Genomic DNA, 18,523 nt, shown 5'->3' with positions numbered 1-18,523 from the left:
GCCTTGACCGGATGACCGCTTCCGGCACACCTGCGGGTATGACGGACGAAGAGCCGGGGAAGAAAAAAACTTCATTGCTTTTCTTGAAGATCAGAATAGTATATAATATACTAAAATAATTTATTTTATTAGAAACACCTCCTTTTCAGAGGTTGTCCAGAAAAATATTTTTTCGTCCTCTATTTTTGCGGGTATATATACGGGTATTTTTGACTTTTTTGAATAAAAATACATTTAATATCAAATAGTTATTTATAGTTAGGATAAGCCCAACCATTTGCTGCATCAGTGGCGGGATGAGTTCTACAAGCTCTATCCCGATGCCCATATCCTTGTGGCAGACAAGACGGACTTCACCAAACAGAACCGGGAACGCCTGTTTTCCCGCATTGCGACGGGAGACTGGGATGCCGTTGTGGTCGCGCACAGTTCCTTCCGCAAGATCGACATGCCCCGTGACATTCAGCAGGAAATTCTGAAGGAGCAGATTGACGCTGTCGTGGACGCCATCGGAGCCGTCAAGGAAGCCGAAGGCGGACGGGCGACGATCAAGCAGCTTGAGAAGCAGCGGGAAAAGATGGAGGCCCGCTATGAGCTTCTGCTGGCCGGGACGGGCCGGAAAGATACGTCCGTTGATTTTGCCGATCTGGGCGTTGACGCGCTCTTTGTGGATGAAAGTCACGAGTTCAAGAATCTTGCCTATCAGACGACCATGAATGTTTCCGGTCTGGGCAATATCACCGGCTCTGCCAAGGCCCTCGATCTGTTTATCAAGTGCCGCTATCTGCAACGCAAGAATGAAGGGCGCGGCGTCTACTTCCTGACCGGCACGCCCATATCGAACACAATAGCCGAGGTCTACACGCTCCAGCGCTACATGCAGTATGAGGAATTACAGGCCAAGGGCATCGAGCATTTTGATGCTTGGGCATCCACGTTCGGCCAGATTACCAACGGCTGGGAACTTGATGCCACCGGGGTAAATTACAAACTCTCATTTTACGTCCAAACAAACTTATTCATACTCATAATATTTTATATTTCAATATATTATCTAAAATCATTCATCCAGAAAAGTCCAGGGAAAGCGCCTTGCATCCCGCTATTTTCCGGGTATTATTCAGGGTATCCATACAAATTGGAATGTTGAGATATTCTCACATAATTATTTGAGAATACTACAAATATTTTTATTTGTAGGTATCGGATTCCATAGGATTCATGAGGATTTACGGGCACCCATGACACGGAGAAAACTATGCTGGATGACCACATTATTCAAGGTTTGAAAGCCGCCGACAAACCGAAAAAGTATGCGGACGGAGGTGGGCTATTTCTGTTTATTCCGGCCAGCGGCAAAAAACTCTGGCGGCTGGCGTACCGTTTTGAACGAAAGGCCAAGCTCCTTTCCTTCGGCGAGTATCCCCAGGTATCACTCCGCGCCGCACGGCAACGCCGGGATGAAGCCAAGGCCCTGCTCAAGGACGGCATTGACCCGGCGGAACACAGGAAGGCCGCACGGACATCTGCCTCCAACGCTACGTTCCAATCCGTGGCTATGGAATGGTACGAACGGGAAACCCTTCACTGTAAAAACCGCTATCGCGCCTTCATGTTGCGGGGGATGACGGAATATTTCTTTCCGGCCTTCGGCGACAAGGCCATGAAAGACGTTGCCGCTGTGGACATTATGAGCGCCATTGAACCGTTGCGGCAATCCGGGAAATTGCGCGGAGGCCGCAGGCTGACGGATGTCTGCGGTCAGATATGCCGCTATGCCGTCTCCACCGGCAAGGCCGCGCGGAACGCCACGGAAGAACTGCCCGCGTCGCTGCGTTCCCGGCAAACGGGACACAGAGCCGCCGCGCTCGATGCCGGAAAACTCGGCCAGATTATGCTGAACCTTGAGCGGCATGACGGCTATTTCCCCGTCACATGCGCCCTGCGGCTGGTTCCCCTGCTGTTCGTCCGTTCCGGTGAATTGCGCTGTGCGGCATGGAACGAATTTGATTTCTCCCGCAGGCTCTGGATTATCCCCGCACAACGCATGGCGGCGAAGCATGAGCATGTTGTGCCTCTCGCGCCGCAGGCAGTCAAAATTCTCAGGGAACTGAAGGAGTACTCCGGTCATGGAACCCTGCTGTTCCCCGGCGTCCGTTCTCCTGAACGCCCCATCGACATATCCACCATCACCGCTTCCCTGCGCAGGCGCGGATATGACGGTGTAAAACTGTCCTTTGACGGAATCCGCTCCCTTGCCGCCAAACTGCTGCCCGACCTTGGATACGAACAGAACATCATCGACATGCAGTTGGCGCACTCCGGTCGCACACGCTTTGACCCGTGGCAGTATCTGCCGGAAAGAAAAAACATGATGCGGGAATGGGCCAGGTATCTTTTTCTCCTGCGAGACAAGGCGTTGCGGGATACATCCAGTCAGGGAGGTACGTCATGCTGACCGATACGCAAATCAGGAATCTGAAGCCCGCTGAAAAAGCGAAAAAATACGCGGACGGCGGCGGCCTGTACCTTTATGTCGCCAGGACCGGCTCAAAACTCTGGCGCATGGCATACCGCTTCAACGACAAGGAAAAGCTGCTCAGTTTCGGGGAATATCCGATTGTCTCCTTAAAGGATGCCCGGACAAAGCGGAATGAGGCGAAAAAGCTGCTCGCCGACGGCATTGATCCGAGCAGGCACAAAAAAGAGATGAAAAACGCCGCCCTCCTCGCGGAAGCCAATACCTTCGAGCATGTTGTCCGTGAATGGCATGAAACGCAGACAATCCACAATTCCCCCAAAGACAGGAAGAGGAAACTGTCCACGTTCGAGTTCCATCTTTTCCCCACTTTGAAACGGAAGCCCATTTCCGAAGTCACGGCGCAAGACCTGTTGCTGATACTCAAGCCGCTTGAAAGAAAGGGAAAGGAGCTTATCGCCCACAGAATCATCCAATATTGCGGCATGGTTTTCCGCTACGCCGTTGCCACAGGCAGAGTGACGCGCAACATTGCCGCCGATCTTCGCGGAGCCATACGTCCGCATCAGGGCAGGCACAGAGCCACCATCGTTTCCGCTGAAAAAATCGGCGTGCTCCTGAACAGACTGGACAACTATCACGGACATTTTCAGGTCAGGTGCGCGCTGCGCCTTTTTCCCCTGCTCTTTGTCCGTTCCGCCGAACTTGCCCGCGCCGAATGGAGCGAGTTCAATCTGGAGACGCGGGAATGGCACATACCTGCCGAACGCATGAAAATGCGAAAGCCGCACATTGTTCCACTGTCATCACAAGCCGTTGCCATTCTCAAGGAGCTTCACGCCGTCACCGGGGGCGGAACATACCTTTTTCCCTCAAGAAACAGTGTGAGGAAGCCTATCCACTACTCCACTCCCTTACAGGCATTACGCGCTATGGGGTACGGCAAGGAGGAAATGTGCATTCATGGCTTTCGGTCTATGGCCTCAACCCTGCTCAATGAACAGGGCTTTGACCCAGACTGGATAGAACGCCAACTGGCCCACAAGGAAAAGGATACCTCTCGTATCGCGTACAACTATGCCCAATATCTTCCCCATCGACACCACATGATGCAGACATGGGCCGACTATCTGGACAGCTTGCGCAAAGAGACACAGAAGGACAATGAAATGCAATAACAGCATCTGACAGGCAAATACGTCCAATATAACCTGGTGAAGACATTATTTTTATATGTTATTAGAACTATATAATTTCAACAGGTTATATATGTAAATTCCTAAACACAAAAACATGTCAAGTGGTATTTTGAATTTTTTTTTGAACACAAGCGGCATCTCACAGGACAATATTGGATTTATCCTGTTGTATGCGGGAACCCCAAAATAAAAAGAGCAGGAAAACCCATGATATACTGTGCAGAACATAACCAGACAGGAGGAACTCCATGCAAAATATATCCAGTAACGCTCTGCTTCGTCTGCCCCAGGTACTCGCGCTCATTCCCGTCAGCCGCAGCGCATGGTGGGCAGGCTGCAAAAGCGGCCGCTATCCGAAACCCGTCAAACTCGGCCCGCGCACAACGGCGTGGAGGGCAGCGGATATTGCCGCGCTTCTGGAAAAGCTCACCGCCGAAACGGAGGAAAAATGAACCTCGTTTCTTCCCCGGCTCTTCGTCCGTCACACCCGCACGGGTGCCGGAAGCGCTCATCCGGTCAAGGCCATGCCCTGTCGGGCCGCTTCGCGGGCCTTGACCGGATGACCTTGCTTTCCGGCTATGGATACTTGCGGGCGACGGACGAGGAAGCCTCCGGCGGGGGCTCGGTCAAAGGAAGTCCGCAATTCAAAAACACAAAGGCAACAACACAAAAAAGCGTTTTTCGCCTCCCGCAGTTTTCCCGCATACCGACATGCGGCGGACAGGATGCACACAAGTCTGCCCCGGCTTACGCTCCACAGAATCTTCCCGATACATACGGCGTTGCCTCACACGCGGCGTTCAGATGCCCGCGCCGTCATGCGCGTTATGCCGACCTTGCCTTGCGTCGGATACTGACTGCACGGCTTGCGCATAGCGTTCAGGCATTCGCCGCATACCGTCTCCTCATGTGCCGGATGCTTATCTGGAGCCGTCAGTATACCCACCAGCGACACGCCGGATACAACTCCGCTCCACAGCCGATACGCATCCGCCGCATTCCCGATGCCCGCATCATGCGTCACCTTTTTTGCACGGATGCCTGTTCATTCGTCCGGCCTTGTCTCCGAAGGCCAGCCTACGTTTCGTCTATACGCTGCGCGTATAGCCTCACGGCTGGCAAGGGGCCATGCCCCTTTGAACCCCGCAAAGGCAAAAGGCAGGAAAGGCAATGAAGCGCGTCAAGCCTGTCCGCACTGCCGCTGTCGTCGTGCGTGTATTCCCGGAGGAGCGCGATATTCTCCGCTTAAACGCCGCGCTGCACGGCATGAGCATGTCAGAGTACATCCGTCAGACCTGCCTTGGCATCCGTCTGCGAAAAACGCCGGAAGAGAAACGGCGGTTGCGGGAACTGGCACGCATCGGCGCGAACATCAATCAACTTGCGAGATGGGCCAACACCTATAAACGCGCGGCGGAAGCCGTGGAGGTATTGACGGCGCTGGCGGGCATTGAGCGGCGCATTACCGAGTTTGTATCCTGTGCCTCAGCGGAAGATGAACCGGAGGCCGAGCCATGCTGATGAAGGTCTTTCCGCATGGTACAGGAGAAGGCGACAAGCCCAGCCGCTATCTTGTACGCCCGGATTATCCGGGGAGAGACACAGCCCCGCCCCATGTGCTGCGCGGCGATCCCGCCATGACCCGCGCGCTCATCGACAGCATAGAGCGGCGATGGAAATTCACTTCCGGCGTTCTGTCATGGCACCCGGATGAGAAGATCAGCGAGGCACAGGAAGAGGAAGTCATGGACGCCTTTGAGTGTGTGGCCTTCGCCGGGCTGGACGCGGATCAGCGCAATATCCTCTGGGTACGGCATACCCATGCCAGGCATCACGAGCTGCATTTTCTGATTCCGCGACTGGAACTTTCCAGCGGCAAGGATTTCAACGCCTGTCCTCCCGGCTGGCAAAAAGACTTTGACGTGTTCCGCGACCTCTTCAACTGGCGCGAAGGCTGGGCGCGGCCCGACGACCCGGCACGGGCACGGGATGAGCTTCCGAAAAAGGCCGACCTGTTCAAGGCGCGAATGGCGCGATGGAGCAAGGAAATCAGGGAAAGCGACCGCGACCGGGCCAAAGAGGTTATCCATGCTTTCCTCAAGGAAAAAGTGACGCGGGGACTTGTCCGGAACCGGGAAGATATTCTGAGCGCCCTGAAGGAACAGGGGCTGAGTATCAACCGCGAAGGCAGGGACTACATCAGCGTCATTGCCCCGAACAGCGGCATGAAGATACGCTTCCGGGGAGGCTTTTACGCCAGAGGCTGGACGCCCAAAGTCGCTCAGGAAGAAGAATCCGAAGAAAAGAAGATTGGAACGGCGAGGCGCATGGTCGCCCGTCTGCAACAGGATTTTGAACGCGTCATTGAAAAACGCACCGCCTGCAACACCAAACGCTATCCGGGAAAATGGAAACAGCTCCCTGACGAGGAAGCTCTTCTTTTGCCCCGGATTCAGGAGGATACCCTTCATGACCGAAACGGAACGGATGCTGATGCAAAGCCTGAAACGGATGGAGGAGAACTGCAACACCCGGCTGACGGCCTTCGGCACGAGGATCGACGTACTGGAGGACAAACAGATGCTGATTCAGACGGAACTGCGCACCTTGAAGCGATTGTTCAACGATGTCAGCGAAGTGTACGGCAGCTTGCAGACCTTGTTGACGACCTTGAAAAACGGCGCATAGCGCGGGAACGGCAGAGCCGACCGCGTATGCGGATGCGATAGGGAGCGTCACGCATGGGAAAGTTCAAACGCATTCCGGTGAAAGACATCAATGCCATGCGGAAAATCCTCGATGATTTGCCGGACAAAAATCTCGGCAAGACACGGGAGGAAGCCGCCGAACTGCTCAACGCCAACATCCTGAAAGCGATTGAGAAAGGGTACACGGTGAAGGAACTGGCGGACATCATGGCCCAGGGCAATGTGGTCATTCCCGCGCCCGTCATCCGGGAAAAGGTGCTTCCCCAAAAGGCGGTTCCGCGAAAACGCGAGCCGAAGCCCCGGCCTGAAGCCGTGAAACCCGTCGCGGTTCCTCCCGTCACGCCCCAAACACAAGAAGATATACCGGACTACTACACGCCGGACATACCCGATACGGAGCTTTGAGCATGAACATTCAGAACAGCGTGTTCTATGTCGGCGGCAGCAAGGGCGGCGTCGGCAAGAGCCTCTTTTCCTTCGCCCTCGTGGACTATCTGCTCAACAGGAACGCGAACATCCTGCTTGTGGATACCGATACTGACAACCCTGATGTCTTCAAGGCGCACAAGGAGCTTGGCCTGCCGAACCTGCTCTGCCGTCTGAACAGTCTGGACGACGCCGACGGATGGGCCGACCTGCTGGACACTGTGCAGAACTACCCGGATCATGCCGTGGTCATCAACGCCGCCGCCCGCACCAAGACCAGCACGGCCAGCTACGGCGACATCATGAAGGAAGCCTTGCGGGAAATGCGACGGGAATTGGTTATTTTCTGGATAATCAATCGCCACCGCGATTCCATAGAGCTTTTGCATTCCTTTCAGGAAGTATTCACGGACGTGCCTGTCCACGTTTGCCGGAATCTGTATTTCGGCGAAGCGCGGCGCTTCGATATGTATAACAGTTCCAAGGCACGGGAAGCGGTTGAGAAGAACGGCATGACGCTGGACTTTCCGGCTGTCGGCAACCGCGTGGCCGACTGGCTGTATTCCAGACGCATGTCCATTCGCGCCGCCCATCCTGAAATGCCCTTCGGCACACGCGCGGAATTGCAGCGTTGGCGGGCGCTCTGCGCGAAGATGTTTGAATCCGTCATGGAGGAAGCGTCATGAGCATGGACGATATGATTGACCTAGGCAAGGCTTGCGGCAGGAAATTGTCCGAAGCGGAAGCGGCCCGTCTGCGGGAGGTCGGCAACAGGCTGAACCTCCGGGAGGACGACGCGCTCTGGCCGTTGCTGGCCGCGCTGGAATATCAGCGCGTCTACTATGAAGCGTTGCCGAAGAAAATCGCCGCAGCGTCCAAAACCATCATGAACGGCATGGCCGCTGCCGCAGAAAAGGAAACTGCCGCCGCCCAAGCCCGGCTTACCGACAGCGTGGTGAGGGAAGCGGAATATCTCGCCTCAAAAATTCAATACGGCAAGTTGGTGCCGATGGGGCTGCTTGCCCTGATTTGCCTGCTGGCCTACGGGAGCCTGATGCTCTGGGCGGGCTTCCGTATCGACACAGGCAGAGACATTCCGCTGGCGACAATTCTGCACATGCCTGCTGGCTGGCTCATCAGCGGGCTGTGTCTCGTGGCGGGAGTGTTTTGCGGAGGGGGGGCTTCATTGGAGTTTGCCGAGGGGGAAAGAGGATGGTGGAAAAAAGGTATAGTGGCTTTCGGGTTTACGATGGTTGGCGTAATGCTCTGCATGAAATTGATATGCTGACAGGTTGTTGCAGCCTTGGTTTGCTTTCTTATTTTTGGCTGGCTAATACTTTTGACTAGTTTCTGCATAGGTTCCGGGTAAACTCTCCCACCTGTCGTTTTTTGCGTATGCTGTCTGACATCCTGATTGGAAGATTGAGCTTTGTTGCTGGTCTCTATCTCTTTATAATTACTGTACGGTTCTTTGTTGATGAAGATAACAAAGACATTAGTTTGCTCGTTTTAGAAGCAAATTAATAGTCGCATCTAAAATTTTTGAAATGACGAATCTCACAATGGCACTTTTTACAAATTTTCATGCTAATAACAGCTGGCAATATATATTATCATTAGCTATTTGACATTCTTGGTTTTATTTAGGTTTTCCACAATCAAGAAGTTTTTCTTTGTAGAGTGTAAGAAGATTTTTTATTCCTTCAAGATAATCATAAAATTCTTCTTTTGAAACTTCTCTTCCCTCACCGTGTGCTATAGAATTTCTACAGCCGACAAAATTATTTATATATTTTTCTCTAAGTTCAAACCATTCTTTGCCTAAATTCAAGAAAGATGAAATTTTTGATAATACAGTAGAATCTAAATTTGATTCTGTGGAAACGAGGTCTTCTATGTCAGTTTTAATCTCCTTATTCATGTCAATATTTTCAATCACGCTTTTTCCACATTCATATGCAGTGTATTTTTTGCTATATTTATGGTGTATTTTTATATAATGAGCAATAACTATACTATGAGGAACGTCTTTTATTTTTTCTCCCTTAAAGCATCTCATATATTCCTTTGCTGTATTTTTTATAAAACCCTCCCAGTGAGAATATAATAAAACAATGCCTATGCGATATAATAGCCTAACAGAAGGCTCATTGTCATTGTATAGAGCCTCTGGAATTTTTGTTTCATTTTCAAAAAGAATATTTTTAAATTTATCTATCTCATGAAGTCTCCATGCCCACTGACGAGATACTGTTTCCTCTAGCTGTGAAAATTTATTGATATTCATGAAAGTACTTGATCGCGCAAGGTATAGTTTGAAGAATTCGTGTGCTAGCCCGTACACCAGCACCACTTGCCTGCAAAAAATTTGTATTTTCAGAAAATTCTTCGATAGCCTCGCGTAACTTATCATTAGAAGGAAAAGAATCCTTATTTTTTGCTATTCCCACTGAAAGTGCCTCAAACAGAGCTATAGAAAATCCGCCTTTGTGTTTTTTTTCTTTTATATAATATTTTCGGAATGCATCCCCTCCCATTACTTGATAAATTAGTTTAAAAGTCTCTTTAAATGCATTTGATAAGTCCGTAATATTTGATTTGCTTTTAGCAAGTTCACAAATTTTATCATCTAGGAATGTCGTTAGATCTGGAATTTTGATATTATTTTTTTTACCTTTAATGTATGTATAATATACCATAAACCTTACAACAAGTTCCATATGGTATTTCTCAAGAAGTTTATCATCACTTATAGATATTGAATTTATAAAATACTCATACCGAGACAATTCTTCTAAAGTTACATAAAAATCCCTGTTTATCATAAGTAAAATACAATTTCGCACTTCTTGGTCTGTCAGGGGGGCTCCCCCTGTATTAATCCTTTTAAATAGTTCGTATTTCGTGTCAGGTGTACTTTCCTTTTTTATAATCTTGAAATCTATTTTTTCTCTCCGAAAGGCGAGCTTCATTGGCTTTGTAAATTTTTTTTCATCATTCCATTTTACACCAGCAAGAGATTTTAAGTAATCCCCTGCTAGCAACTCAAGAGGGGGTTCACGTTTATCATTTTCATCTTTTAGCTCTCCCATAAATGATAGTATTGTAGAAAAACGTTGTAATCCATCTACCAAATCCCAAACACCATCATCTCTTTGTGATACGAAGAAAGAAGGAATAGGAATTCCTAGCAGAATTGATTCTATAAATTTTGATTTTTTTTCATCATTCCATCGAAAAACCCTTTGAAATTCAGGGTGAATTTCAAGTTCTCCATTTTGATACATACTGACGGCTTCACCAATTGACATGGGATACGCATCGGAACGTATTTCTTTCTTGTGTTTGGTGATTTCTTCTTCAAGAATATTCATGATGTTCTCCTGGATGCTTTCTGAAAATTGTGTATATCATTCTGAACAAAGCCCCGGCAGGCCATTCACAATCTTCATCGTCTCCACGCTGACCGTTATCACGCTCAGGAGCAAGTCGAGGATGTACCTCGGCTTGCCCTGTTCTTCGGCCCAGTCGTTGGGGTCGTTGGTGATGCCGCTGGCCTTGTCCGTTTTGATCTGGTAGCGCTCCATGATCCATTCCACGGCGGATCGGCCGTTCACCACATACTCGCAGGCTTCCTGCGGGATATGCGAGAGCGTGATCCACGGGTTATATTCGATGCTCGTCTTGTCCTGTTTGTCCGGGAAGCGCATCTTGTCCACGCGGAACGTGCCCTGTTCCGCGCCGGTAACAACCACATCCGGGTGCGGGGGCTGCATTTCATAGTTCAGATGCAGTTCCGCCAGCGCGCGCCCGGCCTCGCTGAACGTCCAGAAATCCGCCGGTTTTTCCAGCAGCGGCAAGCGGGGGAGCATTTTTTTCAGATCCGCCGCAAAGCGCGTCCGGTAGTCCGGCGAATGCAGCAGGCCATAGACATAATAGAAAATGTCTTCCTTGCTGACTTTCGGCCCGTAGCTGGCCCGGCAGCGTTCCAGAATGAAATTCGTTATGCCGTCCTTGCGCGTGTACTCGCTTTTTTCGCTGTCAAAAAGCGTCGGCTGGTAGACGGATTTCTTTTCGTAATAGTACAGCGGAAAGCATTGGGTTCCAGCATCTAATAAATTTAAGTCCGGGAGTATTTTTGTAATAAATGTTGTATTCTGTTTGGTTCCTGAGATACCAGAAACACAAATAACAAGATTCCTTGTTTCCGGCGTGGGAAAAAGTTTCGGCATTTGATACTGCATTTCATTCAATGCCGCAGAAAAATAGACGTGCTGTTTGCAGAAGGGGCGGTAGACTGCCTGTCTAATGGCAGAAAGCTCAAAAGTCTTTGTGCGCTTCTTCTGAAAATCATTCTGGAATGCCCGCGTCCAGCTTATTCTTGTGGCATCAAGCAAGGGCGTGTCCCTGCTAGATTCCACCATGCTGTTGTAATAATCAATGGTGGACTGAATATTCTGCTGCAATTTTGTTTGTGAAAAATTATAACACCATGCGTCACGCTGGGTTTTCAGCCCATTGGAATAATACGGCACAAAGAAGGTCTGTTTATTATCCTTGTTGTCCTTGTCCCCAAGAGGAATGAAGCTGCCGAAAATGTCATTGCGCTGATTGAGCCAGTCGCCCTGTGCGTTGGGGCGGATATGCGTCCAGTTCATGGCGGGATTGAGGATGCTGCGCTTCTGGGTAATGATGGCAAGCTTCTCTTCCCGGCTCAGATAATCGCCGATGTCGTGATACTGGATAAGGGCCTTGCCCTCATGGCCGGGCTTTCTGACCAGTACGGTGATGGCAATGGGCGTGCGGCTGCCAAGACCAAAGACGTTCCCGGATTCCTTGCGGCGAACTTCTCCCGATGTGCGGCAGTTGCCGCGCAAAGTAAAGACATAGATGGCGCTGAACTCCGCTTCCAGGCATTTGCGTAATCCAGCCATTGCATTTCCATCAATCCAGCCTGCATTGGAAACAAAGGCAATGATGCCGCCGTGCTGTTTGTCCAGCCTGTCCGATGCCCAGCGGAACGCCTTGATATAGGAATCATAGAGAACATTCTTATTAGTCGCTGTGGCTCCTGCGGCGTAGGTTGCGGCAATGCGCTGTTCCAGGCGGCGATAGGACTGGTTTTGCGCATCGTCATTGGCGGATTTCTGGCCCACGGAATAGGGCGGATTGCCGATGATGACCTGAATGGGGGCGTTCTGCTGGGCCTGCACCCGTTCGGAATTTTGCGGCAGGGCGGGCGCATAGAGCCAGTTGGCGTCATCGGTTTCGCCAAGCTGGAAGGTATCCGTCAGACAGATACCGTTGAAGGGCGTATAGGCGACCTGTTCGCCCTGTGTGGCATGGTAGGCATTCTCGATATTGATGGAGGCGATATAGTAGGCCAGCAGGACAATTTCATTGGCGTGCAGCTCCGCCGCGTATTTGCGGGGCAGAGCCTCCGGCGCGATGAGGCCGCTCTCAATCATGCGAGCGATGAACGTTCCTGTCCCTGTAAAGGGGTCAAGAATATGCACGTTTGCATCGGAAAGGGAGCGCCCGAAGGCCGCCTGCAGGACATCGGCCACGGAACGGTTGATGAAGTCCACGATTTCCACGGGGGTATAGACGATGCCGAGTTTCTCCACCGTGCGGGGAAAGGCCGTGCGGAAAAACTTGTCGTACAGCTCCACGATGACGCGCTGCCGGGCTTCGGCATTGTCGAGGCCGGAAACGCGCATTTTGACGGATTCGTAAAAGCGCGAAAGCACGACGGTATCCTTTTCCAGCGCCTGCGCTTCCAGCAGATCAAGCATGCCTTGCAGGGCGCGGGAAACGGGATTGTGCTGCACAAAGGAGTAATCCTCGAACAGGGCTTCAAAGACCGGCTTGGTGATCAGGTGCTGGGCCAGCATTTCCACCACCTCGCCGGGCGTGACGGCGGGATTGATGTTCTTGCGCAGCCCGGACAGGAAGTCGTCAAAGGCGGTCTTGTGCGGGCCGGGAACGGCAATCAGGCGGTTGATGCGTTCCATATAGCCCTGAGCAATCTGGGCAACGTCCGCCGCCCACTGTTCCCAGTAGCGTTTGTTGCCGACCTTCTGCACCATGCGGGCATAAATGGCCCCTTGCAGCTCCTGAAGATGCGGCAGGGGCAGCGGAAGCTGCGTTGTTGCGCCGCTTCCCTTGCCTGTCGGGGGCGCGCTGCCTTCCTCCTCCGGCGCGTGTCCGTCGCCAATGCCGCCGATCAGCACCGTGCCGCCGTCCTTCGGCTTGTGGCGATTCAGTTCCAGCTTGTTGATCATGGCGCTGAAACGGTCGTCATGCGCCCGCAGGGCATTGAGGACTGTCCAGACAACGGCAAAGCGCTTGTTGTCATTGAGCGCTTCTTCCGGCGTGACATTGGAAGGAATGAGGACGGGAATAATGATGTAGCCGAATTTCTTTCCCGGAGCCGTGCGCATGACGCGCCCCACGGATTGCACCACGTCGATCTGGGAATTGCGGGCCGAAAGAAATAGCACCGCGTCCAGAGAAGGCACGTCCACGCCTTCGGAAAGGCAGCGCACATTGGTCAGGATGCGGCATTCATTCCCGTCGGCAGGGGCGGCATTGAGCCATGACAACTTTTCGTCGCGGGTGGTGGCGGGCATGGTTCCGTCCACATGCTGCGCGGACACGCTGACCATTTCCGCGCGTTCCTCCTGCGTCAGACTGTCATAATAGCTTTCCTTGAAACCATTAAAGACCGCGCTGATCCGTTTGGAAATTCTGATGTTCTGGCAGAAGGCGACCGCCTTGCGCATGGGCGCGGGATCGGAGGTCTTGAGCAGTCCCTCGTCAATGAGCATCCGTTTTGAAAGGGCATTGATGCAGCCGATGAGCTTGCTTGCGTCGTCGGTATCGATCTCCTTGCTGCTGTCCGCCACGGCGGCTTGCAGGGCAGCGGGAATCTGGCTTTCGCTGAGCGTCAGCACAAGTACCTTGTAATCCGCCAGCAGATTCTTATCGACCGCCTCGCCAAAGCCGATGCGAAAGACCTCCGGCCCGTACAGGGCTTCGTCATCCATCGAGCAGAGCCAGGCTTCGGCATCCTGCGCCTTTTTCTTGCTTTCTTCCGCATACAGGCGCGGGGTGGCCGTCATGTAGAGGCGTTTTTTCGCCTGAATAAAGGCATCGTCATGCACCTTCACAAAGGCGGAATCTTCCGCGTCCTTCAGCGTAACGCCGGTAGTTCTGTGGGCCTCGTCACAGATAATCAGATCAAAGGGCCGCTGAAAGGTCTTTTGCGCTTCCGCAATGACGGCAATGGACTGATAGGTGGAAAAGACAACCAGCAGGCTGTCCGCATGAAATTTTTCCGCCAGCCGGAACTGACGCACGATGTCATCCACATTGGTGGACGCGGGAAAGGCCAGATCGGTAACGCTGTAGCCGTCCTGATCCTCGTCCCTTTTGTTTCTGCTTTTGCTGACTTCGGGATCGGAGCAGATGCAGACGGGGAAAATGTCCGCCGATGTTTCCGCCGTCCATTCCCGCAGGGTCTGACCCACCAGCGCAATGGAGGGAGCCAGAAACAGCACAAGCCCCCTGCCGCCGGTTTCGTTCTCCGCAATTTTCAGGGAAGTTAAGGTCTTGCCCGTGCCGCAGGCCATGATCAGCTTGCCGCGATCCCCGGTCTGGAAATGCTCGTGAAAGGCGGTTATGGCCGCCTGCTGATGCGGGCGCGGCTGCTTGCGTTCCTGCCGGGCCTGCGCGCCGCTGACGCCCTGTTCCAGCGCGGCCCAGTCCACGGGCGCGTTTTCCAGATCGGCAAGGCTGATGCGCTGTACCGGCGGTTCCTGATGGCGGATGGCGTTTTCCGCCTCGCTGCCCCATTTGTTTGTGGTGGATATCCAGAGCCGGAGCGCAAAGGAGGTCGTCTGCTGCTGGTCGTTGACAAACTGCTTGCTGGACGTGGCCAGAAAGCTGTCCACGGCGGGCTTGTCTATGCTGGCCGTTGCCGCATAGCACTTGCATTGAATGGCCCAGAAATCCCCCTCCCCGGTCTGCGCAACCAGATCAATGCCCGTATCTTTGCCGCCGAGGTTCTGCTTGTACGGAAATTCCCGCCAGAGCCAGACATGCCGGAACGCGCCCGCGTACCACGGTACCGTTTGCAGAAAAGCCTGTATGAGCCGCTCGAAACGGTCGCCCTTGTCGCGTTCGGAAAAGGAAACAGCGCGGTATTTGGCAAGAATATCCTGAAAGGTCATGGGGACTCCTGAAAGCGATATAGCGTAATATGCTATCCCGGAACGTCCAAAAAGAAAATCAGAAAAACAGAGCTGCAAATACGGATATCTCTGGCGTTACCCTCCTATGCGCACTCTGCCCCGCAGCGTACAGCGACGTGTTTTCACATCCTGTTTTTTGCCGGGTAATTTTCAGGGTATCAAAAATATTTTTAAAATTTTTATCCTATTATTTCAATAAAATATATCATAAAACAAGTGCCAATTACAAGCTGAAAAGCCGGTTCGCAAAGTTCCAGAATATCCCGGAATTGCTCTCCATGTACCGGACATTTGCCGATGTCGTCACCAAGAACGAGCTTGACGAACAGGCAAAGCAGGCCGGACTGCGTCCGCTGACGCCCCCTGTTACCGGCGGCAAGCCGTATAATGACGTGGCCGAGCGATCTCCGGATCAGGCCGAATACATGAACAGCATCATTCATCGCATGGAGAATCTGCCGCCAGACCCGCGCCGGGACAATCCACTCAAGATTACCAATGACGCCCGCAAGGCAGGGTTGGATTTTCGTCTGATTCTCCCGGAAGCCGAGGATTTCGCAGGCTCCAAGATCAATGCCGCTGTCGAGCGCATTCATCGCATTTGGCAGGATACGGCAGCCGACAGGGGTACGCAGCTTGTTTTCTGTGATCTGTCCACTCCCAAGAGCGGCAAGGCTCTCCCTGCCGATGCCAGTCCTCAGCCAGATACGGAATTTGAAACGCTTCTGGATGTGGACGGCACGCTGATCCCGGAAGGGCAGGAGCTGGCAGCACGCGGCACGGACATTATTGAAGAGGGAGACGAGAACGGCGAGGACGCTACCGTTGCTTCTGATATGGATGCCGTTATTGCGCTGTCATCCCGGTTTTCTGTTTATGACGATATACGGAACAAACTCGTTGCGCGGGGGATTCCGGCAGAAGAAATTGCCTTCATCCATGAGGCCAATACCGATGTCCGCAAGGCAAAACTCTTTTCCGACATGAACACCGGGCACGTCCGCATTCTGCTTGGTTCCACCAGCAAGATGGGGGCGGGCATGAACGTCCAGAAACGGCTGGTGGCCGCGCATCATCTGGACGCGCCGTGGCGTCCTTCCGACTTGGAGCAGCGGAACGGGCGCATCATCCGGCAGGGAAATCTGTTCTATGAGCGCGATCCCGACAACTTTTCGGTGGGTATTTACAATTATGCCACAAAGCAGACCTATGACGCCCGGATGTGGCAGACCATTGAGTACAAGGCGGCTGCCATTGAGCAGTTTCGCAAGGGGGACTTGTTGCAGCGCGTGATTGACGATGTCCAGAGCGAGGCCGCCAACGCGGCGGAAATGAAGGCCGCCGCATCCGGTAATCCGCTCATACTCATGCAGGTGCAGCTTGCCGCCGATCTGCGCAAGCTGGAAGCACTGTATTCCCAGCATCAACGTGGCCAGCACCGGATGCGTGACCGTCTGAAGTGGCTCGAAGGCACGGATGCGCGTCTTGCCGAGGCAGAAGCCGACCATGCCGCAAATCTGCGTTGCCGCGACGCCAATACGCGTATTGTTCGGGAAAAGGACAAGGAAAAAATTCGGATCGAGCTGCGTACGGATGAAGGACTGCTGACCGACAAGGACGGCGAAAAGATGAAAGACCTGCTGCTGGGTTGCGTCAAGGAGGTTACGCGCAACGTCGGAGCAAAGGCCCTGTTCGGCACCTATCGGGGCTTTGTCATGCACGTTGTCCGCCATACGCAATCCTTTAGTGGCAAGGATGGATTCCGTATAACCGTCAGCGGCCCAGGTGAGCGGGAGTTCAGGCCCGACAATCTGGTATACACGTTTGATGACAAACTCAGCCTGTCCGGCTTGTTCCAGCGCATGGACAACTTTCTGGGCAAGGGGCTGGAAGAAGGTATGGAAAAGTTCAGGGAGAAATGCCGACAGGAAAAAGCCGAACTGGCAACCGTACAGGACGCTCTGGGCAGGGAGTTCCCCCAGAAAGCGGAACTGGCGCTGGCACGCGAGAATAACAGTGCTGTCATCCGTGAACTGCAACGAATGCAGGACGACGCAAGCTACGTTTCCGCCTGGACGCCGAAAACGTCCCTTGCCGACGATCAGCCAGCAGCAACGGAAGCTCCGCAGCAGACGGGCACAGACAACATTGACGCCCCTCCCGCCGAGTCGCCGGAAAAACAGTTTCATACCCTTAAATACGGCGAAGGCGAAGGCAGATCGGAGTATACGATCTCCAATCAGCATAATGGTCATACGCTGGAAAACGGCTATATCCTGCGCCGTACCTATTTCAACAGCGCCGTCGGCTCTCTGGGGCAAAGCCTGTACGATGACGGCCTGTGGCACAGCACGGCAACCGTGCCGCGAGATGTGAAACTTCGGCTGTTCGCGTCACTGGAAGAAGGTCTGATAGCCGCCCGTGAGGACGCCGCGCGGCGGGGACTCAAGGAAGAGGCTCCGACTGTCCGGGAAACGGCGGCAGACTCTGCCGAAAACCACAACGCCACCCAATCATACCATGATCGGCTTGCGAACGCGGGCTTTTCCGCCAGCAGTTCGGATTTTTACGGCAAGCATGAACATGCGTTGACGCTGGATGCGAACGACGGCGGGACATACGAACTGCGCGTGTTCAAGACGGTTGGCGACAGAATCGGCCTGCGTGTCCAGTACGAGAAAAACCGTATCATCGACGGGACACACACCGTTAACGCCATCTTCGATACCCTTGCGGAAGCTCTGGAGCATGTGGAGGCATACAGACAGCTCACGGCTCCGCAGGCCAAGGCCGCCGTTCAGACGGCTTCACCCCTCGGCGGCGTATCCGGCTTTGTGATTTCCAGTCCGCGCATGAGGTGAGCCGCACGAATCATCTCATCAAACCTATCACAAAACTACAGGGAGTGTTTATGCCCGGTGTCATGTCTTCAACCACAGCCATGACCATCTGCAAGGTCAACTCTACCGTCAATTTTACCTTGGACGCCTTGAGAACCCATGCCTTTACGCCCGACGTTGACGCCGACGGCGGACGCCTCGACTGGGCGATCCGCTGGATACGGACGGCGTTGCTCTGGCCTCCGTGGACGGCCTGTATTCCGGCTTTGCCTTTCGACTGGATATGCGCAAGGCGTCCGGGGACGCTATCCGGCTCCAGCTTGCGGAAGCCGTGCGGAAGGAACAGTGCTTTGACTATAAATAAAAACATTTCAATTTATTTTTTATTTATAAATATTGCACGTTCTATAAAACAAGAAAGATGATTTCTTTTTACGCACTTAAAATTAAAATCTTCAATATAATGAACTATATTACTAAAGTTCCACTCAGCTCGATATAAAGTTTTAGGCAGCCATTTAAAATCTATAAATATAAACAACCCATTTTCTTTTAATAACATTTTAATGTTACGTAAAATACTTTCATAAAAAGCATCATTTACGGTATGAATAAC

The 18,523-nt window shown here is 52.5% G+C and carries 14 protein-coding genes; 10 read left to right on the top strand and 4 right to left on the bottom strand.

Going from position 1 to position 18,523, the window contains the following annotated elements; all coding sequences use genetic code 11:
* Nucleotides 1–277 precede the first annotated feature (277 nt).
* The 9 genes from ACQRA4_RS12440 (at nucleotide 278) to ACQRA4_RS12400 (ending at nucleotide 8,100) form a co-directional block, all read left to right on the top strand.
* Complete coding sequence (locus ACQRA4_RS12440; protein ID WP_427823392.1) at nucleotides 278–1,150, top strand: hypothetical protein; 873 nt, start codon at nucleotides 278–280, stop codon at nucleotides 1,148–1,150.
* Between the two features lie 108 nt (nucleotides 1,151–1,258).
* On the top strand, nucleotides 1,259–2,458 hold the full coding sequence (locus ACQRA4_RS12435) for a tyrosine-type recombinase/integrase (protein ID WP_427823391.1): 1,200 nt from the start codon (nucleotides 1,259–1,261) through the stop codon (nucleotides 2,456–2,458).
* Nucleotides 2,452–3,657 carry a tyrosine-type recombinase/integrase gene (locus ACQRA4_RS12430; RefSeq protein ID WP_427823390.1) on the top strand — a complete coding sequence of 402 codons (1,206 nt, stop codon included), beginning with the start codon at nucleotides 2,452–2,454 and terminating at the stop codon, nucleotides 3,655–3,657. The genes ACQRA4_RS12435 and ACQRA4_RS12430 overlap by 7 nt, the downstream gene beginning before the upstream one ends.
* A 269-nt stretch (nucleotides 3,658–3,926) precedes the next feature.
* Nucleotides 3,927–4,130, top strand: a complete 204-nt coding sequence (locus ACQRA4_RS12425) for a helix-turn-helix transcriptional regulator (RefSeq protein ID WP_427823389.1) — start codon at nucleotides 3,927–3,929, stop codon at nucleotides 4,128–4,130.
* 718 nt (nucleotides 4,131–4,848) lie between these two features.
* Nucleotides 4,849–5,199: a plasmid mobilization protein gene (locus ACQRA4_RS12420; protein WP_427823388.1), complete on the top strand. Its 351-nt coding sequence runs from the start codon at nucleotides 4,849–4,851 to the stop codon at nucleotides 5,197–5,199.
* The gene (locus ACQRA4_RS12415) at nucleotides 5,193–6,407 is read left to right on the top strand and encodes a relaxase/mobilization nuclease domain-containing protein (protein WP_427823387.1); all 1,215 of its coding nucleotides are present in this window, start codon (nucleotides 5,193–5,195) and stop codon (nucleotides 6,405–6,407) included. The genes ACQRA4_RS12420 and ACQRA4_RS12415 overlap by 7 nt, the downstream gene beginning before the upstream one ends.
* Nucleotides 6,408–6,419: 12 nt before the next feature.
* Nucleotides 6,420–6,791, top strand: a complete 372-nt coding sequence (locus ACQRA4_RS12410; protein ID WP_427823386.1) for a hypothetical protein — start codon at nucleotides 6,420–6,422, stop codon at nucleotides 6,789–6,791.
* A gap of 2 nt (nucleotides 6,792–6,793) precedes the next feature.
* Entirely contained in the window at nucleotides 6,794–7,498 is a 705-nt protein-coding gene (locus ACQRA4_RS12405) for a hypothetical protein (RefSeq protein WP_427823385.1), read from the top strand.
* A complete protein-coding gene (locus tag ACQRA4_RS12400; RefSeq protein WP_427823384.1) occupies nucleotides 7,495–8,100 on the top strand; it encodes a hypothetical protein in 606 nt (201 codons plus the stop codon). The genes ACQRA4_RS12405 and ACQRA4_RS12400 overlap by 4 nt, the downstream gene beginning before the upstream one ends.
* Before the next feature lie 351 nt (nucleotides 8,101–8,451).
* On the opposite strand, the gene ACQRA4_RS12395 is transcribed toward ACQRA4_RS12400, so the two are convergent.
* Genes ACQRA4_RS12395 through ACQRA4_RS12385 form a run of 3 tightly spaced genes read right to left on the bottom strand, consistent with a single transcriptional unit; the run spans nucleotide 8,452 to nucleotide 15,046 of the window.
* Complete coding sequence (locus ACQRA4_RS12395; RefSeq protein WP_427823383.1) at nucleotides 8,452–9,099, bottom strand: MAE_28990/MAE_18760 family HEPN-like nuclease; 648 nt, start codon at nucleotides 9,097–9,099, stop codon at nucleotides 8,452–8,454.
* Complete coding sequence (locus tag ACQRA4_RS12390) at nucleotides 9,086–10,186, bottom strand: DUF262 domain-containing protein (RefSeq protein ID WP_427823382.1); 1,101 nt, start codon at nucleotides 10,184–10,186, stop codon at nucleotides 9,086–9,088. Before ACQRA4_RS12390 ends, ACQRA4_RS12395 begins: the two co-directional genes overlap by 14 nt.
* Nucleotides 10,187–10,222: 36 nt before the next feature.
* On the bottom strand, nucleotides 10,223–15,046 hold the full coding sequence (locus tag ACQRA4_RS12385; protein WP_427823381.1) for a DEAD/DEAH box helicase: 4,824 nt from the start codon (nucleotides 15,044–15,046) through the stop codon (nucleotides 10,223–10,225).
* A gap of 299 nt (nucleotides 15,047–15,345) precedes the next feature.
* Between ACQRA4_RS12385 and ACQRA4_RS12380 the strand changes: the two genes are divergently transcribed.
* Nucleotides 15,346–17,928: a helicase-related protein gene (locus tag ACQRA4_RS12380; RefSeq protein WP_427823380.1), complete on the top strand. Its 2,583-nt coding sequence runs from the start codon at nucleotides 15,346–15,348 to the stop codon at nucleotides 17,926–17,928.
* Nucleotides 17,929–18,283: 355 nt separating this feature from the next.
* Here ACQRA4_RS12380 and ACQRA4_RS12375 read toward each other — a convergent pair.
* Nucleotides 18,284–18,523 (bottom strand): hypothetical protein (locus tag ACQRA4_RS12375; protein ID WP_427823379.1); only part of this gene is annotated, 240 nt, incomplete at its 5' end.

The organism is Desulfovibrio sp. SGI.169, from assembly GCF_050313595.1.
Classification (GTDB): domain Bacteria; phylum Desulfobacterota; class Desulfovibrionia; order Desulfovibrionales; family Desulfovibrionaceae; genus Desulfovibrio.
This window is presented reverse-complemented; position numbering and strand designations above follow the sequence as displayed.